The organism is Devosia marina, assembly GCF_009758415.1.
Lineage (GTDB): Bacteria > Pseudomonadota > Alphaproteobacteria > Rhizobiales > Devosiaceae > Devosia > Devosia marina.
In genome coordinates, this window is sequence record NZ_WQRF01000012.1 from 27,447 (window position 1) to 51,609 (window position 24,163).

Annotated in this window: 26 protein-coding genes; 11 read left to right on the forward strand and 15 right to left on the reverse strand. The window is 61.9% G+C overall.

Translation table 11 applies throughout. The annotated features are described in order from the left end of the window. Nucleotides 1-23 precede the first annotated feature (23 nt). From GO014_RS18175 to GO014_RS18190, 4 genes are all read right to left on the reverse strand, one after another. Nucleotides 24-197: a hypothetical protein gene (locus tag GO014_RS18175; protein ID WP_157291715.1), complete on the reverse strand. Its 174-nt coding sequence runs from the start codon at nt 195-197 to the stop codon at nt 24-26. A 67-nt stretch (nt 198-264) separates the two neighbouring features. Continuing rightward, nucleotides 265-771: a cupin domain-containing protein gene (locus tag GO014_RS18180; protein WP_157291716.1), complete on the reverse strand. Its 507-nt coding sequence runs from the start codon at nt 769-771 to the stop codon at nt 265-267. A gap of 50 nt (nt 772-821) precedes the next feature. Beyond that, nucleotides 822-1,742 carry a KPN_02809 family neutral zinc metallopeptidase gene (ypfJ, locus tag GO014_RS18185; protein ID WP_157291717.1) on the reverse strand — a complete coding sequence of 307 codons (921 nt, stop codon included), beginning with the start codon at nt 1,740-1,742 and terminating at the stop codon, nt 822-824. Between the two features lie 159 nt (nt 1,743-1,901). Next, nucleotides 1,902-3,374 (reverse strand): mannitol dehydrogenase family protein, encoded by a 1,473-nt coding sequence (locus tag GO014_RS18190; protein WP_425482103.1) that lies wholly within the window; start codon nt 3,372-3,374, stop codon nt 1,902-1,904. A 133-nt stretch (nt 3,375-3,507) separates the two neighbouring features. Here GO014_RS18190 and GO014_RS18195 point away from each other — a divergent pair, with 133 nt between their 5' ends. After that, nucleotides 3,508-4,416: a sugar kinase gene (locus GO014_RS18195; RefSeq protein ID WP_343031012.1), complete on the forward strand. Its 909-nt coding sequence runs from the start codon at nt 3,508-3,510 to the stop codon at nt 4,414-4,416. A gap of 42 nt (nt 4,417-4,458) precedes the next feature. On the opposite strand, the gene GO014_RS19685 is transcribed toward GO014_RS18195, so the two are convergent. Continuing rightward, the gene (locus GO014_RS19685) at nt 4,459-4,809 is read right to left on the reverse strand and encodes an endonuclease domain-containing protein (protein WP_157291718.1); all 351 of its coding nucleotides are present in this window, start codon (nt 4,807-4,809) and stop codon (nt 4,459-4,461) included. Between the two features lie 292 nt (nt 4,810-5,101). Between GO014_RS19685 and GO014_RS18205 the strand changes: the two genes are divergently transcribed. After that, entirely contained in the window at nt 5,102-7,087 is a 1,986-nt protein-coding gene (locus tag GO014_RS18205) for a bifunctional 2',3'-cyclic-nucleotide 2'-phosphodiesterase/3'-nucleotidase (protein WP_157291719.1), read from the forward strand. A 64-nt stretch (nt 7,088-7,151) separates the two neighbouring features. On the opposite strand, the gene GO014_RS18210 is transcribed toward GO014_RS18205, so the two are convergent. After that, the gene (locus tag GO014_RS18210) at nt 7,152-7,349 is read right to left on the reverse strand and encodes a hypothetical protein (RefSeq protein ID WP_133244501.1); all 198 of its coding nucleotides are present in this window, start codon (nt 7,347-7,349) and stop codon (nt 7,152-7,154) included. 93 nt (nt 7,350-7,442) lie between these two features. Here GO014_RS18210 and GO014_RS18215 point away from each other — a divergent pair, with 93 nt between their 5' ends. The 3 genes from GO014_RS18215 (at nt 7,443) to GO014_RS18225 (ending at nt 10,885) form a co-directional block, all read left to right on the forward strand. Then, on the forward strand, nt 7,443-8,420 hold the full coding sequence (locus GO014_RS18215; RefSeq protein WP_157291720.1) for a ribonuclease T2 family protein: 978 nt from the start codon (nt 7,443-7,445) through the stop codon (nt 8,418-8,420). 165 nt (nt 8,421-8,585) lie between these two features. Next, nucleotides 8,586-9,350: an ABC transporter ATP-binding protein gene (locus GO014_RS18220; RefSeq protein WP_157291721.1), complete on the forward strand. Its 765-nt coding sequence runs from the start codon at nt 8,586-8,588 to the stop codon at nt 9,348-9,350. Further along, entirely contained in the window at nt 9,347-10,885 is a 1,539-nt protein-coding gene (locus GO014_RS18225; RefSeq protein WP_343031013.1) for a permease, read from the forward strand. Before GO014_RS18220 ends, GO014_RS18225 begins: the two co-directional genes overlap by 4 nt. 43 nt (nt 10,886-10,928) lie before the next feature. Here GO014_RS18225 and GO014_RS18230 read toward each other — a convergent pair whose 3' ends face one another. After that, complete coding sequence (locus GO014_RS18230) at nt 10,929-11,102, reverse strand: DUF1328 family protein (RefSeq protein ID WP_104893707.1); 174 nt, start codon at nt 11,100-11,102, stop codon at nt 10,929-10,931. 143 nt (nt 11,103-11,245) lie between these two features. Here GO014_RS18230 and GO014_RS18235 point away from each other — a divergent pair, with 143 nt between their 5' ends. After that, nucleotides 11,246-13,570 carry a putative bifunctional diguanylate cyclase/phosphodiesterase gene (locus tag GO014_RS18235; protein WP_157291722.1) on the forward strand — a complete coding sequence of 775 codons (2,325 nt, stop codon included), beginning with the start codon at nt 11,246-11,248 and terminating at the stop codon, nt 13,568-13,570. Here the strand turns inward: GO014_RS18235 and GO014_RS18240 are convergent. The 4 genes from GO014_RS18240 to motA form a co-directional block, all read right to left on the reverse strand. Continuing rightward, a complete protein-coding gene (locus GO014_RS18240) occupies nt 13,567-14,538 on the reverse strand; it encodes a FecR family protein (protein WP_157291723.1) in 972 nt (323 codons plus the stop codon). The two genes, GO014_RS18235 and GO014_RS18240, sit on opposite strands and share 4 nt — an antisense overlap. Before the next feature lie 171 nt (nt 14,539-14,709). Then, nucleotides 14,710-15,519: a FecR domain-containing protein gene (locus GO014_RS18245; RefSeq protein WP_157291724.1), complete on the reverse strand. Its 810-nt coding sequence runs from the start codon at nt 15,517-15,519 to the stop codon at nt 14,710-14,712. A 135-nt stretch (nt 15,520-15,654) separates the two neighbouring features. Beyond that, complete coding sequence (locus tag GO014_RS18250; RefSeq protein ID WP_116589065.1) at nt 15,655-16,575, reverse strand: flagellar motor protein MotB; 921 nt, start codon at nt 16,573-16,575, stop codon at nt 15,655-15,657. A 23-nt stretch (nt 16,576-16,598) separates the two neighbouring features. Then, nucleotides 16,599-17,462 (reverse strand): flagellar motor stator protein MotA, encoded by an 864-nt coding sequence (gene motA, locus GO014_RS18255; RefSeq protein WP_116589064.1) that lies wholly within the window; start codon nt 17,460-17,462, stop codon nt 16,599-16,601. A gap of 177 nt (nt 17,463-17,639) precedes the next feature. Here motA and GO014_RS18260 point away from each other — a divergent pair, with 177 nt between their 5' ends. Beyond that, nucleotides 17,640-18,080 carry a hypothetical protein gene (locus tag GO014_RS18260; RefSeq protein ID WP_157291725.1) on the forward strand — a complete coding sequence of 147 codons (441 nt, stop codon included), beginning with the start codon at nt 17,640-17,642 and terminating at the stop codon, nt 18,078-18,080. Between the two features lie 70 nt (nt 18,081-18,150). Here the strand turns inward: GO014_RS18260 and yghU are convergent, their stop codons facing one another. Further along, the gene (yghU, locus tag GO014_RS18265) at nt 18,151-19,017 is read right to left on the reverse strand and encodes a glutathione-dependent disulfide-bond oxidoreductase (protein ID WP_157291726.1); all 867 of its coding nucleotides are present in this window, start codon (nt 19,015-19,017) and stop codon (nt 18,151-18,153) included. A gap of 141 nt (nt 19,018-19,158) precedes the next feature. Here yghU and GO014_RS18270 point away from each other — a divergent pair, with 141 nt between their 5' ends. After that, the gene (locus GO014_RS18270) at nt 19,159-20,265 is read left to right on the forward strand and encodes a THUMP domain-containing class I SAM-dependent RNA methyltransferase (RefSeq protein ID WP_157291727.1); all 1,107 of its coding nucleotides are present in this window, start codon (nt 19,159-19,161) and stop codon (nt 20,263-20,265) included. Nucleotides 20,266-20,331: 66 nt separating this feature from the next. Here GO014_RS18270 and GO014_RS18275 read toward each other — a convergent pair whose 3' ends face one another. Continuing rightward, nucleotides 20,332-21,699 carry an HD-GYP domain-containing protein gene (locus GO014_RS18275; RefSeq protein ID WP_343031014.1) on the reverse strand — a complete coding sequence of 456 codons (1,368 nt, stop codon included), beginning with the start codon at nt 21,697-21,699 and terminating at the stop codon, nt 20,332-20,334. A 206-nt stretch (nt 21,700-21,905) separates the two neighbouring features. Between GO014_RS18275 and GO014_RS18280 the strand changes: the two genes are divergently transcribed. The 3 genes from GO014_RS18280 (at nt 21,906) to GO014_RS18290 (ending at nt 23,222) form a co-directional block, all read left to right on the forward strand. Then, entirely contained in the window at nt 21,906-22,274 is a 369-nt protein-coding gene (locus tag GO014_RS18280) for a response regulator (RefSeq protein WP_157291729.1), read from the forward strand. A gap of 10 nt (nt 22,275-22,284) precedes the next feature. Then, complete coding sequence (locus GO014_RS18285; protein ID WP_157291730.1) at nt 22,285-22,953, forward strand: VTT domain-containing protein; 669 nt, start codon at nt 22,285-22,287, stop codon at nt 22,951-22,953. Nucleotides 22,954-23,021: 68 nt separating this feature from the next. Continuing rightward, a complete protein-coding gene (locus tag GO014_RS18290) occupies nt 23,022-23,222 on the forward strand; it encodes a CsbD family protein (RefSeq protein ID WP_116589189.1) in 201 nt (66 codons plus the stop codon). A gap of 64 nt (nt 23,223-23,286) precedes the next feature. Here the strand turns inward: GO014_RS18290 and GO014_RS18295 are convergent, their stop codons facing one another. Both GO014_RS18295 and GO014_RS18300 read right to left on the reverse strand, forming a co-directional pair. After that, nucleotides 23,287-23,676: a VOC family protein gene (locus GO014_RS18295; protein WP_157291731.1), complete on the reverse strand. Its 390-nt coding sequence runs from the start codon at nt 23,674-23,676 to the stop codon at nt 23,287-23,289. Continuing rightward, entirely contained in the window at nt 23,673-23,981 is a 309-nt protein-coding gene (locus tag GO014_RS18300) for an ArsR/SmtB family transcription factor (RefSeq protein ID WP_157291732.1), read from the reverse strand. The genes GO014_RS18295 and GO014_RS18300 overlap by 4 nt, the downstream gene beginning before the upstream one ends. Nucleotides 23,982-24,163: the final 182 nt, after the last annotated feature.

Sequence of the window (24,163 nt, forward strand, 5' to 3'; positions counted from 1 at the left end):
GCCGCCCGGCATCTGCTTAGGCTTTAGTTGTCGCTATCGCCATGCGAACTGACGCTACGCGGACCGTTGGACTCGCGGTCAGGTTCACTCCGCTCGCCTGTTTCCTGCTGGTCCCTGGACTGCGACGGGCCGCTATCTTCGCGGGGCCGCTCGATTTCGTCAGGCTGCGCCGGACCGGTCTTCTGATGTTTGTCCATGATATCGCTCCACTCGCTGAGCATACTCAAGGGATCGCGCCCGGTTGAGTTCGCTTCACGCTCAGGGTTAGCCCCATTTTTCCAGCACCGGGCCGCCTTGCCCGCCGACCGGATCGCTTTTTGGCAATGGCACCTGCGCGATCCGTTCATCCGCCCCGGGCCGCTCGCCCACCTCTCCTCGCATCAGGTCGGCACTGAACCCTGGCGGATAGGCACCCACGACGAGAAAATCGTCGCTCGCCTCCAATTTCTTGTGTCCCGTTCCGGCCGGCAGCACGATCACATCTCCTGCCGAAACCGAAAACTCTCGTCCCTCAGGCCCGCCCAGTTGCAGCCGTGCATGGCCCTGCGCCACGCCCAGGCACTCGTGGGTGTTTGAGTGATAATGATGGTAGTCATACACGCTCCAGCGCCAGGCGCTTGGCCAGCCATTGACGTCGAACAGCGCCTCCAGGGCCTCCGCCGAGGGCGATGAAACCGCTGCCTTGTAGATCACCGTCGGTAGCGCGGTATTGGGGATCGCGCCGCCATCGGCGAAATGCTCCAGTGTAACTCCAGCCAGATTGCCTTGCATGTGCGCCTCCGTTTAGCCCATGCAACGCGCAAGCCCCGTCGCTGGTTCGGCTACACATTCCCCGAAAACGTATCGCAATCCCCCGGATTGCCCGACTGATACCCACGCGCAAACCACTCCTGCCGCTGCGCCGAAGTCCCATGATTGAACGTCTTGGGCACTGCAAAGCCCTGCATGCGCCTTTGCAGCGTGTCGTCGCCGATCTGGTTGGCCGCGTTCAGCGCTTCCTCGATATCGCCGCTATCGAGCAGGTTTTCCTGCCCCGCATAATTGGCCCAGACCCCGGCATAGCAATCGGCCTGCAATTCCACCCGCACCGACCACGCATTGGCCTCTTCCTGCCCCATCGACTGCCGAACCCGGTTGAACTCAGGCAACACCCCGGTCAGGTTCTGGATGTGGTGCCCCACTTCATGGGCCAGCACATAGGCCTGGGCAAAATCGCCCGGCGCCCCGAACTGGCGGTGCAACTGGTCATAGAAGGAAAGGTCGATATAAACCTTGCTGTCCCCCGGACAGTAGAACGGCCCCACCGAGCTGTCCGCTGCTCCGCAGGCTGTGTTCACCGCATCGGTAAACAGCACCACTACCGGCTCGGGAAAGTCTTCCCCGATGGCGGCAAACTGTTCATTCCATAGATCCTCGGTTTCCTTGACCACCACGCCGACGAAGTCGGCCAGCTCGTCTTGTCCCTCCGCTGGAAGCTGCCGCGAAGTTGCGCCGGCGCTCGGCACACTGCCCGATCCGCCGGTCAGCATGTCCAGCGGATTCTGCCCGGTGGCGAACCAGATGATCCCCAGCACCACCACAATGCCGATCAGCCCCGAAATCCCGCCGCGCGAACCACGCCCGCCGGTCGGAATGCGAATGCCGCCGCTGCGCCCCAGACCGCCCAGGCCACCCAGCCCGCCGCTGCGCCGGCCGCGTCGATCCTCGATATTGGAGCTGCGCTCCCGACCCCGCCACTTCATCGTCGCGCGCCTTTCACATTTTCATGGACGCTAGCAGTAAGTGGAGTGCGGGGGAACTCGTTCCACGCGGGCTATGCCGATGAACGCAAAGCCCACTTCCCCCTGCAAGGGGGAGGTGAGTGCGATTGATCCGAAAGGCCCTGGCAAAGCTGGGAGGGGCTACCCCGCCGCCTTTGCCACCGTCGCCCGGGCACCTTCGTCGAACAGGCTCTCCAGATGCCCGACGACCACTGCGCGGAATTCCGCATTCGCCGCCAGATCGGCCCCAAACACTTCGCTCAGCCCGACCAGCCCATCGAACAGTGCCTCTGCGTCGTCCCCGGCATCAGCGGCAATCGCATGCATTTTGAGCGCCAGCGGATCGCGTACATCGATCTCGCCGCCGTCCTCGGCCACGCCGGTGACATAGCGGATCCAGGCCGCCACCCCGAGAGCCAGCCGCTTGAACCCCTGCCCCGCTTTCAACCGGTCACGGATCGTACCCAATAGACGCTGCGGCAGTTTCTGGCTGCCATCCATGGCAATCTGCCAGGTCCGGTGCTTCAATGCAGGATTGCCAAACCGCTCCAGCAACTGATCACGATAGGCACCCAGATCGACGCCTGGCATATCCAGGGTCGGCATGGCTTCCTCGGTCATAAGCCCGTGGATCAGCTTCACATAGGCCGGATCGCCCATCACTTCGGCGATGTATTCATAGCCACCCAGATAACCGGCATAGGCCATGGTCGAATGAGAACCATTTAGCATGCGCAGCTTCATCAGCTCGAACGGCTCGACATCCTCGACCAATTGCGCGCCCACCGTCTCGAATTCAGGACGGCCCAACGGGAAATCATCTTCGATCACCCATTGGGTGAACGGCTCGGTCATGATCGGCCAGGCATCCTCCGCCCCGAGCAATCCGGCCACTTCGTCACGATCGGCATCGGTCGTAGAGGGCACGATGCGATCCACCATGGTCGAGGGAAAGGCAACAGACTTCACCCACTCGCCCAATTCCGCATCGCGCAGCGTTGCATAGGCCGTAACGATCCGCTTGGCTGTCTCGCCATTGCTCGGCAGATTATCGCAACTCATCACCGTAAATGGAGCCACGCCCGCTGCCTTGCGCCGCGCCAGCGCCTCCACCAGCATGCCCGGCGCCGATTTCGGCGCGGTCGGGTTGGCCAGATCGTGTACGATGTCGGAATGCTTCTGGTCCAACTCCCCGGTCGCCGGGTCATGGCAATAGCCTTTTTCCGTCACCGTCAGCGAAACGATGCGGATCGCTGGGTCTGCCATAAGCGATAGCAATTCCTCGCGTTGCGTGTTGGCGTCCATCACCGAAAGGATGGAACCGATCACCCGCGGATGCGTGCCCTCGGCGTCGCGCACGGCAATTGTATAGAGCCCGTCCTGCGGCTCCAGCGCCTCCTTGGTGTCGGGCCGGCGAAGGCTTGCCCCGATAATGCCCCAGCTCGGGTCCTGGCCCAGCAGATCGTCGACATAAACCGCCATATGCGCCCGGTGAAATGCCCCGATCCCCAGATGCACGATTCCCGGTGTCACCTTGGCCCGGTCATAGCCAGGCACTTTCGTGCCCTTGGCGAGTGTGGCAAGGCTGGCTGTGTTGAGGCGCGGGCTGGACACGGAAAATCTCCTCGAGACATGCGGCTTCCATCTTGTATGGAAGTTTGGCGCAAGATAGAGCCTCTTTAGTGGTAAGCCCTTGCCGGAGCAAGCCCACACCGGCATAACCCGATTGAAGTTCAGGAGGATATCCGTGGCCAAACGCATCGTCTCAATCGGGGAATGCATGATCGAGATGAGCGGCGGTGAAGACCGCACCTATCGTCTCGGCTATGCCGGGGACACGCTCAACACCGCCTGGTACCTCCGCGCCCTGCTTGATCAGGACTGGTCGGTCGACTACGTCACCGCTCTCGGTCAGGACCGCTACTCAAGCGATATCCGCGCCTTCCTCGACGACAACGGCATCGGCACCAACCACATCCAGACCATTCATGATCGCCGTCCTGGCCTCTACATGATCCACCAGGAAAAGGGCGACCGGCACTTCACCTATTGGCGCGACAGCTCCGCTGCAAAACTTCTGGCCGACGACAAATCCGCTCTCGCCAATGCCGTCGAAGGCGCCGAACTGGTCTATTTCTCCGGCATTACCCTGGCCATTCTCGCCCCCCGCGCCCGCGGGCGCCTGCTCGGCGCCATCGTCAAGGCGCGCGACAATGGTGCCAGAATCGCCTTCGATACCAATCTCAGGCCCGCCCTCTGGTCCTCGCCCCGCGTCATGGCTGGCGTCCTCACCGCCGCCGCGAGCCTCTGCGACATCGTTCTGCCCACCCATACCGATGAGGCACCCCTTTTCGGCGACAAGACCATCGACGACACCGCCGACCGCTATCTCGAACTCGGCGTCGAGGAAGTCGTGGTCAAGGACGGCAGCAAGGAAGCGCTGATCGCCACGGCCAACGAGCGCGTCCGCATCGCCCCGCCCCCAGTCACCAATGTGGTCGACGCCACCGGCGCCGGCGACAGCTTCAACGGCGCCTATCTCTCCGCCCGCCTCACGGGCAAGAACTTGCGCGAAGCCGCCGAGGCAGCCCACCGTACCGCCGGCATCGTCATCGGCCACAAGGGCGCCTTGGTGGATCCGAAACTGGTACGGTAGCTCTTTCTGTCCTCTCCCGCTTGCGGGGGAGGGGGACAGCCGTCAGGCGGTGGAGGGGGCGGCCGTACGCACAATGGCCACTACAACTGCCGCAGACCGATGCTCCACGTCTTCAGTGGTAAACTTGAGCACACGAATTCCCTCTCTCTCAAGCCAGGCGGTCCTGCGTCGATTGTATTCCACCCGCTCTGCGTGCATCGGACCATCGATCTCGACACAAAGCTTGGCCTTGGCACAATGGAAGTCGAGGATGAATGGGCCGACCGGATGCTGCCGACGAAAGTGCAGCTTGAATTGATCCCGCCGAAGCAATGACCACAGCGTCCGCTCCGGACCAGTCATGGCCCGTCTAAGCGATTTGGCGCGCTGCCGGATGAAATCTGGTGCTCGCAACCATGCCTCCCCGCAGCCGCTCCCCCCTCCACCACGCTACGCGTGGTCCCCCTCCCCCGCAAGCTGGGGAGGAATACGCACCCGTGGCATCCATTTCACCGTCATCAAACTGTCATAAATTGACCAACCGGTAAAAACTTCATAGCGTCTCCATCCAGCCGTCATGCGCGCGTCATTTGCGCAAGGCATGAGCGGTCTGCTCCCCGTGGACGGGGAAGCGCCAAGAACCGGTCGAAAACCGGCCGCCGGGAGCACGCCCCCGGCAAAGCGGCACTTCATTGGAGACGATCAAATGAACTTCTTCCCAGCCATTTCTCGGCGCAGCTTCCTGGCCGGTTCGGCCAGTGTGGGCGCCATGGTCGCCATGCACCCCTTCGCAGTCATGGCGCAGGCCAACCAGGCCCATCTGCGCATCATGGAAACGACGGACATTCACGTCGCCATCCTGCCTTACGACTATTATGCCGACGCCCCCAACGACACCATGGGTCTGGCGCGCACCGCTGCCATCATCGAACAGATCCGCGCCGAGGCCGGCAATGCCGTGCTGTTCGACAATGGCGACCTGATCCAGGGCAACCCGATGGGCGATTACATGGCCTATGAAAAGGGCCTTGATCAGGGCGACATTCACCCCGCCGTCGCCGCGCTCAACACGCTGGGCTATGACGCGGCCACCCTCGGCAATCACGAATTCAACTACGGCCTGGAATTCCTCGACCGCGCGCTTGAAGGCGCCAACTTCCCGCTGGTCTCGGCCAATCTGGTGCGCGGCACCGAGTTGGGCGACAACCCGCTTGAAGACGACACCTATCTCGAGCCCTACCGCATCTTTGAAAAAGAACTGACCGACGGCTCAGGCGCCACCCACACGGTCAGGATCGGTGTCATCGGCTTCCTGCCGCCGCAGATCATGACCTGGGATGCCACCCACCTGACTGGCAAGGTCGCCGTGCGCGACATCGTCGAGACCGCCGAGGCCTGGGTTCCCAAGATGCGCGAAGAAGGTGCCGACATTGTCGTCGCCCTTTCCCATTCGGGCATCGATGGCAGCGAATACGTCCCGGGTATGGAAAACGCCTCGCTGCAGCTTGCTGCCGTCGAGGGCGTCGACGTCGTCCTGACCGGCCATCACCACCGCGTCTTCCCGGGCCCTGACTACGCCGACGTGCCCGGCGCTGATATCGAAGCTGGCACCCTCAACGGCAAGCCGGCGGTGATGCCCGGTTTCTGGGGCTCACACATGGGCCTGGTCGATCTGCTGCTCGAAGTCGATGCGGCAGGCAAGTGGGCCGTGGTATCCCACACCTCCGAAGCGCGCCCGATTTTCGAACGCGTCGAGCGCGAGAACATCCCCACGGTGGAATCCGAGCCTGAGGTCGAAGCCTCGGTTGCCGAAGAGCATCAGGAAACGCTCGATTACATCCGCCGCCCGGTTGGGGAAACGGCCGCTCCCCTGCACTCCTATTTCGCCCTGGTCGCCGATGACCCATCGGTACAGATCGTCTCCCAGGCCCAGTCCTGGTACATTGAGCAGATGATGAAGGGCACCGAATGGGAAAGCCTGCCGATCCTGTCGGCTGCTGCTCCATTCAAGGCCGGCGGCCGTGGCGGCCCGGACTACTACACCGACGTGCCGGTCGGTCCGGTCGCCATCAAGAACGTGGCTGACCTTTATCTCTACCCCAACACGATCCAGGCCCTGGTCGTCACCGGCGCGGATGTGAAGAACTGGCTCGAACGTTCGGCCGGCATCTTCAACCAGATTGAAGCCGGCGCCACCGATGCCGATCTGATCAATCCGGATTTCCCGTCTTACAATTTCGACGTGATCGACGGCGTCACCTACAAGATCGACCTCACCCAGCCCTCTAAATATTCTTCCGACGGCAAGGAAGAGATCAATCCCGACGCCAATCGTATTGTCGACCTGATGTTTGACGGGGCGCCGATCGATCCGGAGGCCAAATTCGTCATCGCTTCGAACAACTACCGCGCCGGCGGTGGTGGCTCCTTCCCGGGCACCGGTGCCGAGAATATCATCTTCATCGGCCCGGATACCAACCGGGACATCATCGTCCGTTTCATCATCGAAAACGGCACCATCAACCCCAAGGCAGACAGCAATTGGTCGCTCGCCCCGATTGGCGACACGACCGTGCTCTTTGCCACCGGCCCGAAAGCTGCTGACAAGGTGGCCGATGTCACCGCCGTCAGCATCGAAGCGACCGGGGAAACCGACGAAGCCGGCTTCGGCATCTACCGCATCACACTCTAGGTCGTGCACAAAAAACGCGGGCGTCCCACTGGGACGCCCGTTATTATCTGGTCAGCAGCCGCTTCTACTGTCCGTCCGGCGTCACATCGACACTCACGGCGGGAACGTCGAGATCGACAGTGCCCCCACCAGAGCCGTCGCCATTGAAAAAGACCAGGTAGCCGATGGCCAGCAGCGCCAGCACCACAATGATACCGACGATCATTCCAGCGCCGCTCCCGCCTCGGTCGACAACTACAGTTTCACGATCAGGTTCAGACATTCCATGCCTCCTTTGGCTATGGCAGGAGAACGGCGCTGGCAGCCTGGCGGTTCCGGCATGCTCAACCGGCACAAAAAGCCCCGGAGATGAAACATGCTAAAGCAACTCGCTCTCGCATCTGTACTGTTCGCCGCGTCACCGGCACTGGCAGAGGTTCCACTGTCTGGTACGTTCACCGCAGGAGCAGCCTGCCCGGCTTTTCAGTCGATCAACCGCCAGACCAATCCCGGTGGTGTCGCCCTCTCCCCCGGCGATTCCTATGAGCTCGTCGCCGCCAACAACACGCCGGCCACCCATCTTCGGCTCATCATTCCCGGCGCAGAACCTGCGCGCCGCTGGGTAGAGATCAATTGCGGCACCACCGACGTCGCCCTGCCGGCGGCAGACAAAACGGCCTCGCCTCAACAGGCCTATCGCGGCACCCAATACGTGCTGGCCGTCAATTGGCAGCCCGCCTTTTGCGAGACAGCCTCCCGCACCATCGAATGCCGGAACCAGCGCGAGAACAGTTTCGAAGCCACCCACTTCACCTTGCATGGCCTCTGGCCGCAGCCGCGCAGCAATGAATATTGCGGGGTCCCCGAGCGCGACATCTGGGCCAGCCGCGACGGTCGTTGGCGTGATCTGCCCCTGCTCGATCTCACCATCGCCCAACGGCGCGACCTGGATGAAGTCATGCCCGGCAGCCAGTCCGGGCTCGACCGGCACGAATGGACCAAGCATGGCACCTGCTATGGCACCGACCAGGGCGAATACTTCGCCGACTCCCTGGATTTGATGCTTGCCCTGAATACCTCTCAAGTCGCTGAACTCTTTGCCCGCAACATCGGCAAGCGCATTACCCTTGCTCAGGTGCGCGATGCCTTCGACTCGTCATTTGGTGCCGGGAGCGGCGAGCGCATCGCCATGCGGTGCGTGCGCGACGGCAATCGTACATTGATCACCGAGTTGCAGATCAACCTGACGGGCAAAATCACTGGCCCCGACGATTTCGGCGCCCTGATGATGGCTGCCAACCCGACCGATTCCGATTGCCGCTCAGGCCAGGTGGATGCGGTAGGGCTGCAATGACAAGAAACAGCCACCACCGAACCACCCCTTCACCCGAGATTGCGTAGCCGCGTTCGGCAATGCCGACGCGCCGCTCCCCGATGGCTGTTCCATTCCGTTAACGATTGCCATTCACTTGACCGAAAGGGCAGCCAGGCTAGCGTTTCCAGACCAACAGGAGCCGCCATGCCCGCCGCCCTTTCCATTTCCGGCCTCACCAAAGCCTTCGAACGCCCGGTCGTAAAGGGTGTCGACCTGATGATCGGAGCCGGCGAATTCTACGCCCTGCTCGGCCCCAATGGGGCCGGCAAGACCACCATCTTGCGCATGGTGGCAGGCTTGCTCAAACCCGACGCGGGAAGTATCTCCATTCTCGGCATCGATGCCCTGGCCGATCCGGTATCCGCCAAGCGTCGCATGGCCTGGGTGTCAGATGAGCCCATGGTCTATGACCGCCTCACCCCTCTCGAATATCTCGACTTCGTTGCTGGCCTCTGGCAGGTCGACCCGACCCGCGCCCGCCAATCGGCGCACGAACTGATCGATTGGCTCGGCCTCTCGCCACATGCCAATGAGCTTTGCGGCGGCTTCTCCAAAGGCATGCTGCAAAAGGTTGCCCTGGCCGGTGCCCTCGTACATGACCCCGATCTCATCATTCTCGACGAGCCGCTGACGGGCCTGGATGCCGGGTCGGCCCGACAGGTCAAGGATGTCCTGCGCACCAAGACGTCCGCAGGCGTCACCGTCATAATGACCACCCATATTCTCGAAGTCGCCGAGCGCATGGCCGAACGCATTGGGGTCATTGCCGAAGGCCGCCTGATCGCCGAAGGCACGCTTGAGGAGCTGCGCACCCGTATCGGCCGTGAAACCACGCTCGAGGAAATCTTTCTCGATCTGGTTGCCCAGGGCGCGGCCGAAGACAGCCTGTCAAAACAGGACGCCGCGTGACCCTCACCCCTGCCTCCCTGCCCTGGCTTGCTGCGCATGAATTCCGGCTCGCCTGGCGTGACACGGTGGCCATGATGACAGGCGGCCGCCGCATGCGCCTTTTTGGCTGGATCGCGGGGGGCGGCACAGTCTTCGGCATCATGCTACTTATCGCCTGGTTCGCGGTCCGGCCCTGGGTCGAGGCGGGCATCGTCATCGACAAGCAAGCACTGGTGATGATCTCGGGTATGGGCCTGCTGTTCTGGACCGTCACCCTGTCCCAGGCGCTCGAAGCGGTCACCAGGGTTTATTATGGACGGTCCGATCTCGACCTGATCCTGTCTTCGCCGGCCTCCAGTGCGCGCCTTTTTGCCGTCCGTGCCGGCGCGGTCTTTGTCTCAACGACCGCTCTCGGGCTTCTTCTCGTCAGCCCCCTGGTCATAGCCCTCGTTCTGCAGGACGGTCCGCGCTGGTTCTCGGCCTTCCTGGTTATCATCGCCCTGGCCGCATTCTCTGTCGCCATCGCCATGGCTGTCACCCGCCTGCTGTTCCGCCTCACCGGCCCGCGCCGCACACGCCTGATTGCCCAGATCGTCGCCGGCATTGTCGGCGCCGGCTTTGTCATTGGCATTCAGGCCGCCGCCATTCTCTCCCACGAAGGCTTTTCGCGGCTGGCCTTTTTCCAGTCCGACGCCATTATCGCCGCCGCGCCTGCTTCCGACAGCCTGCTATGGCTACCCGCCCGCGCGGCCTTGGGCGAACCTATGCCGGCCCTGCTGCTGATTGCCTTGTCACTCGTCGCGCTTGTGGCAACAGCGGCCCTCATCGCCCCCAGCTATGGCCGCCTGGCCAACGCCGCCGCCGGGCTCAATCATGTCCGCGGCCAGCGCCGTCCGCACAAACGCGCCTTCCGCCCGGCCAGCCAGCGCCAGGCCCTGCGCCGCAAGGAATTCTTGCTGCTCCAGCGCGACCCCTGGCTGCTCTCGCAAACCCTGATGCAATTGCTCTATCTCGTGCCGCCCGCCCTGCTGCTCTGGATCAATTATGGCGCATCATCGGGCGATGGCACGTTCATTGTCATCGTGCCGGTGCTGGTCATGGCCTGCGGCCAGCTTGCCGGTGGCCTTGCCTGGCTCGCCATTTCAGGCGAGGACGCACATGATCTGGTGGCAACCGCGCCCCTCAGCCCGGCTACAATATTGCGCGCCAAGATCGAGGCCGTGCTGGCCATCATTACCCTGGTCATGGCGCCGCTTCTGCTCATGATCGGCCTTGCCGCCTGGCCCATGGCGCTCGTCACCGCAGCTTGCGCGGCCGCCGCCGCAGCTGCCTCAACTACCATTCAGCTCTGGTTTCGCGTCACCGCCAAGCGCTCTATGTTCCGCCGTCGCCAGGTCGCCTCGCGAGCGGCAACCCTCTGCGAGGCCTTTTCATCCATCCTCTGGGCCGGTACTGGCGCGCTCTGGGCCGCAGGCCTGTCCCTCGCCATCGGCCCGGCAGTTCTGGCCTTGCTGGTGCTTGGAATTGCTCGCCTGTTGGCTCCGCGACCGGGCTGATCAGTTCGGCATCTGGCAGCAACGGGAGCTGTTGCAGCCTGCCCTAAAACAGGATCGCCAGGCCCATCATCGCCATGATCAGGATAATGACGATCCCGATGAGCATGATGCCGGCAACGATCTTGGCGAGGGTTGCCGCCGCCCCGGCTAGCCCGGAAAATCCCAACATGCCGGCAACAAGCGCGACGACGACGAGAATGAGCAAGAGTTGCAGCATTGGATATCTTTGCCTTCCGTCTGGTTCATCTTGCAAACGTCGCCGCTCTTGCTCCGTTCCAGCATGAATGCACGAAATATCCGGTCTTAACCGGATGTGAGGAGCGGCCAGGCTAATCTACCCTTTGGCCGGGGAGATTACTGTTGCGGCACCTTCTGAGATGGACCGCTGCCATTGTTGCAATACTGGTGCTGCTGGGTTTGACCCAGTCTGGCATGCTGGCCTCGCTCGACCGCCGCTTGGACGATTGGCGGTTGGCCGCCACGTCCCGACCGGTCAGCGAGACGACCGTCGTCGTTGAGATCGACAGCCAAAGTCTGGCCGAAATCGGCATCTGGCCCTGGCCGCGCAGCCTGCACGCCACCCTGCTGGACCGTCTCATGGCCGCAGGCGCCGACGAAGTGGTCTTCGATATCGACTTTTCAAGCAGCCGCGATCCGTTCGACGACGCCCAGTTCACCGCGGCCCTGGAACGGGCAGGCGGCTATGCCTGGCTGGCGGCATTTGCCCAGACCGGAGCAGATGGTCACCTCCATTTTTCCCGCCCCCTGCCCGAATTCGCAGCCAGCGCCGGCTCGGTTCTGGTTAATGTGCTGCTGGACCCGCTGACTGCAACGGCGCGCAGCCTGCCTGTTTCAGCCACCGATGAATACGGCACTATTCCCGCTCTGGCGGTTCAGCTTGCCCGCAATCAGTCCCCCTTGCCAGAAATCCTCGAGGTCGACTTCAGCCTGAACCTGGCCGATCTGCCGCGCCTCAGCTTCACGGATGTGCTCTACGGTCGCGTCGACCCGTCCATGCTCTCGGGCAAGCAGATCATCGTCGGGGCCAGTGCCATCGAGTTGCGCGACTTCTTCACTGTTCCTCGGTATGGCGTGATAGCCGGGCCGGTGCTTCAGGCTTTGGCTCTGGAAACTCTCAAGGCTGGGCGGATCCTGGCCAATTGGGGCCACCTGCCCGGCGTTCTGATCGTCTCCGCCCTCGCGCTTCTGCTGCTCTTCCGCCCACGCCGGGCCAATGTACCGACCGTTTTCGCTGTCCTGGCAATGACGTCTTTTCTCGGTGAGGCCATGGCACTTGTTGCCTACGCCCAGCTCAGCCTGCTGGTCAGCACCGCCAGCCTGCATGTTGGTCTGGTCATCCTGTTTGGCCTGGCCTTGGCCGACAATGGCTACGATCATCTCCTCGCCCGCCGTGCCGCGCAGGACCGTTTGCGTTTTCTGGCCACCCATGACGCCGCGACCGGCCTGCTCTCCCAGCAGGGGTTGATGGAGTTGCCCCGCACGCTGGTGCCGCAAGTGCTCCTGCTGCTGCAGGTTCAGGCCACAGACGAACTGCGCGTGACGCTGGGCCACGATGTGGTCGAAGCTGTGCTGCACCAGTTTGCCCACCGCTTGGGGCATGCCGGGTTCGCCGAGGTTGCGCGCACCGCCCCCGCGACATTCGCCTTGCTGCGCGGCGATGATGGCGATGCGGACGGACTGGCCCGCACAGCCGCCCAGCTCAGAACGAGCCTTTCGGGCGAATACCAAGCTGACGGTCACCATCTGCACATCGAGGTCGTGGTGGGTTATGCCAGCGGCGCGGGCACTCGCTCAGAACTGCTCAACCAGGCAGAGATTGCATTGATCCAGGCCCGCGCCGACCGGCTCCAGACCCGAAGCTTCAGCCCCGCGGATCAGTCGATCCTGGACCGTCAACGCCAGCTCGATCGCGATTTGCGCCGGGCCCTGGGCCGCAATCAGCTTCGGTTGAACTTCCAGCCCCAGGTCGATCTCAAATCCCGCAACGTCATCGGCGCCGAAGCCCTGATGCGTTGGGACCACCCCGAACTTGGCCCGGTCTCTCCCGCCGAGTTCATTCCACTTGCTGAAGAAACCGGCCTGATCGTCGATCTGGGGCGTTGGATCCTCTTTGAGGCCTGCCAGCAGGCAGCCGCCTGGCCAAGCCCGATTACGGTGGCTGTCAACGTATCGCCGATCCAGTTTCAGCATGTCGATCTGGCCGCGACTGTAGCGAACGCCCTGCGCAGCTCGGGCCTGCCAGCCTCACGTCTGGAACTGGAAATTACCGAAAGCAGCCGGGTCACCGATCCCGGTCGCGTCCACGCAGTAATGTGGCAATTGCGCGATCTGGGCGTGCGCCTCGCGATCGACGATTTCGGCACCGGCTATTCGTCACTCAGCTATTTCCGCGACCTGCCCTTCGATCTGGTCAAGATCGACCAGAGCTTCGTGCGCGACCGCACTTCGGCCGAAGATCACCGGCTTTTGGCGGCGATCATCGAGCTTTCCTCCAAGATGGACAAGCACACCATTGCCGAGGGTGTCGAGGACGAGCCCACCGCTCGTTTACTCACGGAGATGGGCTGCACTTATGGGCAGGGCTACTATTTCAGCCGCCCAATCTCGGGGGAGAATCTGTGCAAGCTGCTTTCACAGCCGCACAGACAACAGCTTATCAGCTAGAGGCCCAGCCCGCTCAGGCTAACGCCAACCTCAACGATGCCAGCGTCAACAGTGGCAGTGCTTCCCGAACTGCTGCTGCCGCTCGAACTTCCACCACCCACGCCTACACTGACCCCAACAGACCCACTACCCGTCGAGGCGCCTGCCCCGACGCTTGCGCCACCTGCTGAGGTTCCCACCGAAACGTTACCGCTGCCACCGCCTGTCGACGCTCCGGCAGATACGTTTACGATGCCACCGCCTGCCGACGCTCCGGCAGATACATTGGCCGTTCCGCCGCTGACAGCAGCCCCGACGGCCGCATTGGTCCCGCCTGATGTCGCTCCGACATTGGCCACCGCACCCGCGAGGTCACCACGCAGCACCGCATCGCGCGCTGCCGCCGGCACCGCTGCGCCTTCAATCAGAAACACCACCTTGTCCGCACCCGGACCGCTGACATCAAGCGGTCGCGTCAGGCTCGCGGCGGCTGACTGCCCACGCGTCACGTCCACGACCATGTCGTGAACGCTGTCCTGTACCTGCACGACCCCGCTCGCCACATCTACTGTGGCTAACCCATTGCTGTAGGTCACCGTGAACTGCGTCCCCTTGACTATCGCCGCGAGGATTGGGGTCTGCACGGAGAAATGCTGCACATTTCGTTTCTCGGCTTCAATCGTCACAACGCCGCTGCTTTGAATGACGCTGGTCATTTTCTGTCCTGCTGCGTCGCGCACCGCGATCTGGGTATTTGGGCCCAGCGCAATACTCTCCTGGCCGCGCACCAGTTCCAGCCGTCCATTTGCGGCCGTGCGCACCTTGCCGCCGTCAGGCACCACATCGCCGCGCTCCAGAGCCACCCAGGTGTTGCGCTCAAGTTGCATGACGGTGCCCCGCAAGCGCTCGGCGATCCATTCTTCGGCCAATGCGGCCGAACCGGTACAGAGCAACGAAAATGCGACTATTATGGATTTTCCGAGATACATGAACTTCCTCCGGCGCGGACCAATGCCGCTTTGAGGTTTATTCCTCACCCAAACCCTTTAACCGCATCCTACTTTTCTCGAATGCCGATCCGGAAGTGCAGATACTTCTACCGTTGCGGTTAACAGGTATCTCGAAAGAACAATACAATTGGAGACATGCGTCAGCTCATGTCAGTCATCATCATCGTCGTCATCATCATCGTCGTCATCGTCGCCGCCACCCACGCCAGCGCCTCCTCCACCCGCGCCAGCGCCACTACCGCCGTTTGACGGCGGCGGGGACACAACGGCTTCGACGGACCTGTTGGGCTCCCCCTGGGCTAGAGATTGGAAGGTCGAGCCTGGATCTGGCGCAGGATCGAAGCCCGCCGCCTGAGCGGCCGCGTTTGCCCCGACAACAGCCTGCCCGTTTACGAGATACACCGTGTTGACGGAACCCGGCCCACTGACCTGAAGAGGTCTGTCAGCTCCAGCGGAGGCCGATTGACCGACAACGACGTTTGCGATCACATTATTGCTGGTGTCTTGAACCTGAACGACGCCGCTATCGACATCGACCAATGCGCGACCATTCGCAAGGCGGACCGAAAACCGCGTACCCTTCACAACGGCGGCGAGTACCGGCGTGGTAACCTGAAAATGCTCCACATTACGTTTGTCGGCGGAGATGACGACGCTCCCAAGATGGTGCTCCACATTGGTGAGTTTACGGCCCTGCGCCTCGTGAATTGCAAGAAATGTTCCGGGGCCCAGATCGATTGATTCATTTCCGCGAACAAGTTCCATTCGTCCATTGTGCAGGGTGCGGACGTGATGGGACCGCCTTACGGTGTCACCAATCGCCAACGGATGCCACTCGCGCCCGTCATAATGCTGGGCATCGCCGCGCAACCGAACTACTGTCCATTCCTGAGCAATCACAAGAACGGAAGTTGAAAGAAGTGTCAGCACCACAACTGCCAGACGCGCCAGATTTCGCATGTAAAAACTCCATGGAACCACCGTCTAAGCTTGCGCTGAACTAATTAACTGACTCTGCTAATTGCGCTCGCAGTGAAGCCGTATCCGTGCACACCCAAGAACAGGGTTAACAGAGTATGACGCGTCTAGTGCAGTCTAGAATTCAAGCCCCGCCGGCACTGGCGGCGGCGTATGCACCACAGTGATCCGAACGCGCTCATTGGCGGCCATATAGGGATCGTTGGGAAAGAACGGTTCACCCGTCGCCCGCCCGGCTACGGCCTTGAAGCGATCGTCGCTCATGCCGAATTCGCCCAGGATCGAGCGCACCACATTGGCGCGGTCCGCCGACAGTTCCCAGGGTCCGTAGCGCGGATTGTCGTAGCGCCCGCCCGCCGCGGTATGGCCCGATATTGTCACCTGCGCATTGAGTTGCTGCAGGATCGGACCAATCGCCGCGATCGCTGCACGGGTCGGCTCCAGCGGATATTTCGACCCCTCTGGGAACATGGGGCGGCCCTGCTGGTCAACGATCTGGATATCCAGTCCCTCCTCGGTCTGCTCGACAAGCAGATTGTCCAGGAATGGGGTCACTTCGGGCAGCGACTGCCAGGCCTGCTTGATGCTCGCCGCCGCACTGTGGAACGCCTGTGCTTCAAGCGATTGCAGGTTGAATTCACTGTCGCTGCTGGCGCGTTGCTCGCTGCCCTGCTGGCGCGCCGCGCCGCCGATATGGGTATCGGTGGTACCCTGGTCCGAGCTTTGCGGCGAAGCTGGTCGGTCCTCGATGATGTCGGCAGAGGAGCCTGACATCTGGTTGCCCGAATTGTCCATCGCACTGCCACCCATCACGCCGCCAGCGCCGCTCGTGGTCGTACTAAGAGATGCGGGCGCGAAATAATTGGCGAGGCCTTCCTTCTGCTCAGGCGTCGTCATGCTGATCAGCCACATCAAGAGGAAGAATGCCATCATCGCCGTCACGAAGTCGGCATAGGCAATCTTCCACGCCCCGCCATGATGAGCATGGGCGGCCTTCTTGACCTTCTTGATGATGATAGGCTGGTCGTAATTCGCCATTCTGGCTGCCCCCGTTCAGGCTATCAGGTCGTTGCCGGCAGCGCGGCGGTGGCAGCTTCAACTTCAGCAAAGCTCGGGCGCACATCGCTCATCAAGGCCTTGCGCGCGAATTCAATCGCCATCACCGGCGGCTGGCCGCCGATATGGGCCAACAGGCCCACCTTGAGCGAGAGGAAGTATTTGGACTCGGCCTCATATGTGCTCTTGAGTGACTGGGCCATGGGACCAAAAAAGCCATAGGCGACAAATACGCCGAAGAAGGTACCAACCAGCGCGCCACCGATCAGGTGCCCCAGCACTTCGGGCGGCTCCGAGATAGCGCCCATGGTCTTGATCACGCCCAGCACGGCGGCCACGATGCCCAGTGCGGGCGTGCCGTCAGCGACCGCCTGCATGGCAGAAACGATCCGTTCCTGCTCCTGATGGTGCGTTTCCAGCTCCTCGTCCATCAGCGCATCCATCTCATGCACATTGTTGGACCCCATAGTCACCATGCGCATGTAGTCGCACACGAACTCCACCGCGTGGTGGTTCTTGGCAAATGTCGGGAAGGCGTTGAACAGAGTGGAATTATGCGGGTCCTCGATATGCGGCTCGATCCCCAAAATGCCCTTCTGCTGGATCAGCTTGTACATCGAGAACTGCAGACCCAGCAGTTCCACATAAGCCGCCTTATTGTATTTCGGCCCCTTGAGCATCGTACCGAACATGGATGGCACCGCCTTGAGCACCGGTGCCCCGTTTGCGATGATGAAAGCACCGATCGCTGCGCCCAGAATGATCACGAATTCAAAAGGCTGCCACAACACGTAGAGCTTGCCGCCCATCGCCGCATAGCCACCAAACACGCAGGCAAAGACGACGACGATACCGATAATCAGACGCATAGGGCTTACTCAAACTCAATACAAACAGGGCAGGAGGGCAAAAAACGCGCCCCCGACAGCCCACATAATGGTCCGGTTACGCTTAACAGGGGGTGTATTCCCGCCACCACGCCGTGCATGTAGACTGAATTGGACCGCTGCTACGTCGCGGCAAATTTTGACCCCTGCGAGACCACAATGTTCCTGCGCCCCGCTCTTGCGTTCCTTGCCGTCCTGCTGTTGGCACCCGCTGCCGCCGCCCAGTCAGAAGAGGACGTATACGCCCACATCGAGTCCATCCATGGCAATGCCGATGGGTTCTTCGAGGTCTTCTCTTTGCTTCAAGATGCCGTCATGTTCGGCGACCCTGTCACGTGGGGGCAATATGCCTTTTTCCCGCTGGTGGTGAATGCCAACGGCGAAACCTACGACGTGCTTGAAGAACAGGACCTTGCTGACAATTTCGACATGCTGGTCTCGTTCGACACGCAGCAGGCGTTCCTCAACCAGGATGTGGCAGACCTCATTGTCACCTCAGAAGGTGTCGGCGTCGGCAATGGCGCAGTGTGGATCAGCAATATGTGTCTGGACGACGATTGTGCTGCCACCCAATGGGGCATTATCGCCATCAACAATTGAACGCACTCCGGCGATGCTAAGTCACCTCCGTCAGACGGAGGTGACTTCAAATCCCAAGGCGAAACCGGCGCTAGACCGTCCCGCGCTCCTTGCGTAGCGCCACAACCTTGTCGACATCGGCCGCCGAGTGCCGCTCGTGCAATTGCTCGTCTTCCGGTCCACCGCCGGAATTGACACAGCGCCCGCGCTTTACCGGCTCGCGCGCATCGATCTGCTCGGCCCAGCGAATGACATTCTTATAGGTGCCCACATCAAGGAATTCAGCCGCATTATAAGCCCGGCCCAGCACCATGTTGCCGTACCACGGGAAAATCGCCATGTCGGCGATGGTGTACTCGCTCCCCGATATGAACTCCCTGTCCGCCAACTCCCTATCCAGAACGTCGAGCTGGCGCTTGGCTTCCATCGCATAGCGATTGATCGGATATTCGAGCTTGATGGGCGCGTAGGCATAGAAATGCCCGAAGCCGCCGCCGAGGAACGGCGCACTGCCCATCTGCCAGAACAGCCAGTTCATCGTTTCGGCCCGCTTTGCCACATCCTTGGACAGGAATGCATCGAACTTGTCCGCAAGATAGACCAGCATCGAGCCGCTCTCAAACAGCCGGATCGGCTCTTTCGGACCATAGTCCATCATCGCGGGGATCTTTGAGTTCGGATTTACCGACACAAAACCCGACCCGAACTGATCACCCTTGCCGATATTGATCAGATAGGCGTCATATTCAGCGTCATGCCCGGCTGCCAGCAGCTCCTCGAGCATGATCGTGACCTTCTGTCCATTGGGGGTTGCCAATGAATAGAGCTGGATGGGATGCTCGCCGCGCGGAAGCTCCTGGTCATGTGTCGGCCCGGCGATCGGCCTGTTGGTGCTGGCAAAGGCACCCCCGTTCTCCTTGTCCCAGGTCCAGACTTTGGGCGGCACATATTCGCTCATCACTACAACTCTTTCGACAGTGTCCTGAAATTACGGCGCGTGGTCCATCGCCTTTCACCGATATAAGCATAGATCACGCCGAGCGTAACCCTCCCCACCGCAGAACTTGCCAGCCCAAGCGCCCACAGCTACTGCTCGCCCATGAACACGCCCCCATTTGATATCTTCCTGGTCGCCACCCCCGGTCTCGACGCCCCGCTCGCCGATGAAGCACGCGCAGCTGGCTTCATCGATGCGAAAATCATCGATGGCGGGGTGACCTTTCCCGGCTCCTGGCCCGATGTCTGGCGTGCCAATCTGATGCTGCGCGGCGCCACCCGCGTTCTGGCACGCATCGCCTCCTTCCGCGCCATGCATCTGGCCCAGCTCGACAAGCGCGCGCGCAAGCTTCCCTGGTCCGAACTCCTCCGTCCCGATGTGCCCGTCCATGTCGAGGCCAGTTGCAAGCGCTCGCGCATTTATCATGCCGGCGCTGCGGCCCAGCGCGTCGCCACCGCCATCCGCGACGAGTTGGGCGCGCCCATCGCCGAAGACGCCGCCTTGCGCATTATGGTCCGCATCGAGGACGACCTCGTGACCATCAGTATCGACACCTCCGGCGAGTCCCTGCACAAGCGCGGCTTCAAGGAGGGCGTCGCTAAGGCCCCAATGCGCGAAACCATGGCCGCGATGTTCCTCGCACAATGCGGCTATACTGGCGCCGAACCAGTGCTCGACCCGATGTGCGGCTCGGGCACCTTCGTCATTGAGGCCGCCGAAATCGCCCTTGGCCTGCAGCCCGGACGCGGCCGAAACTTCGCCTTCGAACAGCTTCCCGGTTTTAACGCCAAAGCTTGGGCAGAGCTGCGCACACCTGCCGCCCCAACCCCGACAACTACGCGCTTCCTTGGCTTCGACCGCGATCCCGGCGCCATCCGCATGGCATCGGAAAACGCTGCCCGTGCCGGTATTTCGAACTGCACCGGTTTCGCCCAGCAATCCATCGAAGACCTGACCCCGCCCGAGGGTCCGCCGGGCCTGGTGATCGTTAATCCACCCTATGGCACCCGCGTGGGCGAAAAGGGCCCGCTCATCGGACTGCACCGTACCCTCGGAACGGTTCTCAAGACGCGCTTTTCCGGCTGGCGCGTCGGCATCGTCACGGCCGACCGGCAATTGGCGCAGGCGACCGGCCTCGGCTTTGACCCGCCAATGCCACCTGTCCTGCACGGCGGCATCCGCGTCGGGCTTTATCGGTCCAGGCTGTAGAATTCCAGACGAACGCGATACGTCCCTCCCCCTTTCAGGGGGAGGCTAGGTGGGGGTCCCCTTCCCCTAAGCCGCGCGTTCCCCCTCCGCCACGTCTTCAAGCCGCACAAAGCCACGCCGCAACGCTGCAAACACATCCGTGTCGAGCCCGGTACCTACTTCCTTTTCCATGATTTCGAATGCTGCCGACACCGGCATCGCCTTGCGATAGGGCCGGTCCGCCGTCAGCGCGTCGAAAATATCGGCCACGGTGACAATGCGGGTGTCCAGATCGATTGCGTCCGCCTTGATGCCATGCGGATAGCCCCGGCCATTGAGCTTTTCGTGGTGGTCCCCGGCAATCCGCGCCATGTCGTGGAATGCTGCGATCTTGGAGAGAATCACCCGCCCCAGCTCGGGGTGCCGTTTGATTTCGGCCCACTCGTCATCATCCGGCTTGCCGTTCTTGTCGAGCACGCTGTTGGAAACGCCCAGCTTGCCGATATCGTGCAGCAACGCCGCGCGCTTAAGCCAGCGCCGCCGCTCGGGCGCATAGCCCATTTCCTCCGCGATCAGGTCGGTGAACAGCGCCACCCGGTCACTGTGGCCGGCCGTAAACGGGCTTTTGGCGTCGACCACCTGCGCAAAGCCGGCCGCGATGTCGTCCAGATAGTCCTCATCCACCGCCCGCGTCAGCGCCCGCGGCTCGAGCTCCATCACGCGCTCATGCAGGTCATTGCTGAGCATGGCCTGCCAGAACCCGGCATCGTCCTTCATCCCGGCCAGCAGGATCACCAATTGCGGATCGAACCAGCGCCCGGAGCGCTCGGTCACCTCGGCCAATGCCGCCTCGGCTCCGCCGCGCATGAAGAACACGTCCACCACCTGCGCCAGCAACGCAATGCGCGCGAACAGCGAAATCTCTTCGCCTTCCAGTTTCACCGGCTGCCCGCTGCCGTCCCAGTGCTCGTCGAGATCGAGAATACCCTGCGCCACGGCCTCGGAAAACCGCATCGACCGGGCGATCACCGCGCCCCGCTGGCATCGCGTCTCGATCAGTTCCTTGGAGATTTCCCCGCCATTGCGCGCAATATGCACCAGCGTCTGCAGCCGCTCGACAAAGCCTGACTTGCGGCCGGTATTGGCAATCAGAAAGCGCAGGATTTCAGGCAGCTTGGTGTCGACCACCTTGTAGTTGCTTTTGAAGCTCAGATCATCGGCCAGATAGAGCTGGCAGATCCGCGCCGCATTCGAGCTGCATCCGATATCCTTGAGCAGCAGCGTATAATAGAGATCCGAAAGCTCGGCCTGGCTCAGTCCCAACCTCATGCCCAGATGCATGCCGATCCAGCAGCATCTCAGGCTATGCCCCACCGGCTGCCCCTCGGTAATATCGAGCGCAAAGCTGAGCGCGCCCACCACTTCGGACAGATACACCACTTCGCGTTCGGCCACGGCACTCCCCTTTCGTGCCGCCCAGCCTATGGGAAAATCCTTAAGGCAATATCCAGACCCGATGTCGTCCGCACGCCGCCAATCCATCCAATTTGAACCAAATCCTAACCATGTGATCAGCCATGCGTCCTCCGCATGCAACGATCCGCCACGCCGGCGCTTCCTCTTCCACGCTTTCACTGTAGCCGCGTATGGAGGCCAAACAAATGTCCAACGCTTTGCGTATTCTGGCCGTTGAAGACCAGCCGCTCCTGCTGCTCGATCTGGCGGATCAATTGACCGAACGCGGCCACCATGTCCTGACGGCCGGCAGCGCCCGAACTGCTGCGCGCCTGATCGACGCCCGCATCGACGCTCTGGTTACCGATATCGAACTTGGCGACGGCCCCGATGGGCTGGCCCTGGCGCGCCTCGCCGCTCAGGCCCGGCCCGGCCTGCCCATCATCGTCGTGTCCGGCGGTGTCCGGCCGACACGGGCCCAATTGCCCCCCGGCGCCCTGTTTCTACCCAAGCCCTACCGGATCAGCGACATCCTGGCCGCGCTCGACACCCAACAGGCCGCCCGCGCCGCCTGAGGATCAGGCCGTGGTCGTCACAGAGCTGTTCCAACAGGCTGTTATTTTGCGCGCCTCGACGTGCAAATCAGCGGCCCATATGGACATTCTCAACGATCTCGTCCTGCCTCTTGCGACCTCGCCCTGGGTCTATCTGGTGGCGTTGTTGCTGGTCGTGCTCGACGGGGTGTTTCCCGTCTTTCCCAGTGAAGTGGTCGTCGTCGGTCTGGCGGCCCTCGCCGCTTCCAATGCTGTCCCTGACATTGTCCTGCTGCTGCTGACCGCCTCGCTCGGAGCCATGCTGGGCGACAGCCTGACCTACGCATTGGGCCGTCTTGTCGGCGTTCGCCGCCTTCAATCCACCCGCTTTCGCCCCCTGGCGCGCCTGCTGCGCTGGGCCAGCCGCCGCTTGGGTCCGCGTGCCGGTATGGTGGTGCTCACCGCCCGCTTCATTCCCTTTGCCCGTCTGGCCGTCAACCTTACCGCTGGCAGCACTGGCTTTGCCTATGCCCGTTTTGCCCCCTTCTGCCTCATCGCCGGTGTGGTCTGGGCCGCCTATAACGTCACCATGGGATATCTCGCCGGCCAATGGTTTCGCAGCCAACCGCTGCTGGGCATGGTTTTGGCTATCCTGCTCGCCGTACTGATCGGCCTTCTGCTCGATCGCCTCGGCGCCCGCCGCCGCCGCCCTGCACCCTGAAGGGATCACTTTGTGGGAACGGGCACGCGAGTCAGGCGTTGGTCTGTCACACCATCAAGGAGATGAAAATGGACTGGAACCGCATCGAAGGCAGTTGGAAGCAGTTCTCTGGCAAGGCCAAGGAACAGTGGGGCAAGCTGACCGATGACGATATCGCCCAGATCAACGGCAACCGCGAGCAGCTCGAAGGCAAGCTTCAGGAGCGCTACGGCAAGACCAAGGACGATGTCCGCAAGGAAGTCGACGACTGGTCCAGCCGCGTGAACTAAGCGGCCAGCCACCCCTCACAAAAGCCCGGTCACCGACCGGGCTTTTGTGCGTCTTTCGCCCGCGCTATTTGAGCTGCACAATCTGGATCAGATTCCCGCAGCTATCATCGAACACGGCCATCATAACCGCGCCCGCATCCATCGGATCTACGGTGAATTGCACGCCCTGGTCCTTGAGCCGCGAAACCTCGGCGACAATATCATCCACCATGAACGACGTGGCGGGAATACCGTCGGCAACCAATGCGGCCTTGAACGGCCCCACAGCCGGATGCTCGCTCGGCTCCAGCAGCAATTCGGTGCCCTCCGGGTTTTCTGGCGAGACCACTGTCAACCAGCGATTGCCATCGCCCAGATCCAGATCGTGCTTCACCTGGAAGCCCAGCCTGTCCCGATAGAATTCCAGTGCCTTGCTCTGATCGTCGACGAAAACGCTCGTCACGTAGATTTTCATGTCTCTGGTCCTTTTCCCAAATGCTTCTCCAGCCACGCCTCTCCAGCCGCGCGCAGCGGCGTCAGGTCCAGCGTATGCAGCTTTGTCCGGCCGGCCCAGGTGACTGCGATCAATCCGGCACGTTCCAGCACGTCGAGATGTTGACTGACCGCCTGGCGGGACATCGGCGTCTGGCCCTTGGCCACCGCGGCAGCGCAGAGCTCGAGCAGTGACTGGTTCGGTCGTACGGACAATCGATCCATCAACCGCCGCCGTGTCGGATCGGCGATCGCCTTGAACACAAGGTTGAGCTGGTCGGCGTCCATTGCTATTTGACATGCAAGTGATTCATTGCCTTTTTATATGCAAGCATATTGTTGCATGTCAACATCAAGCCATACCGGGGGGGGGGGGGGGGGGGGGCAAACAGAAAAAAGAAAGTGGGAAAGAAGGGCCGGGTTTCGATGGCCGCCCCCCCCCTCGCCCCCCCCCCCCCCCACACCACCCC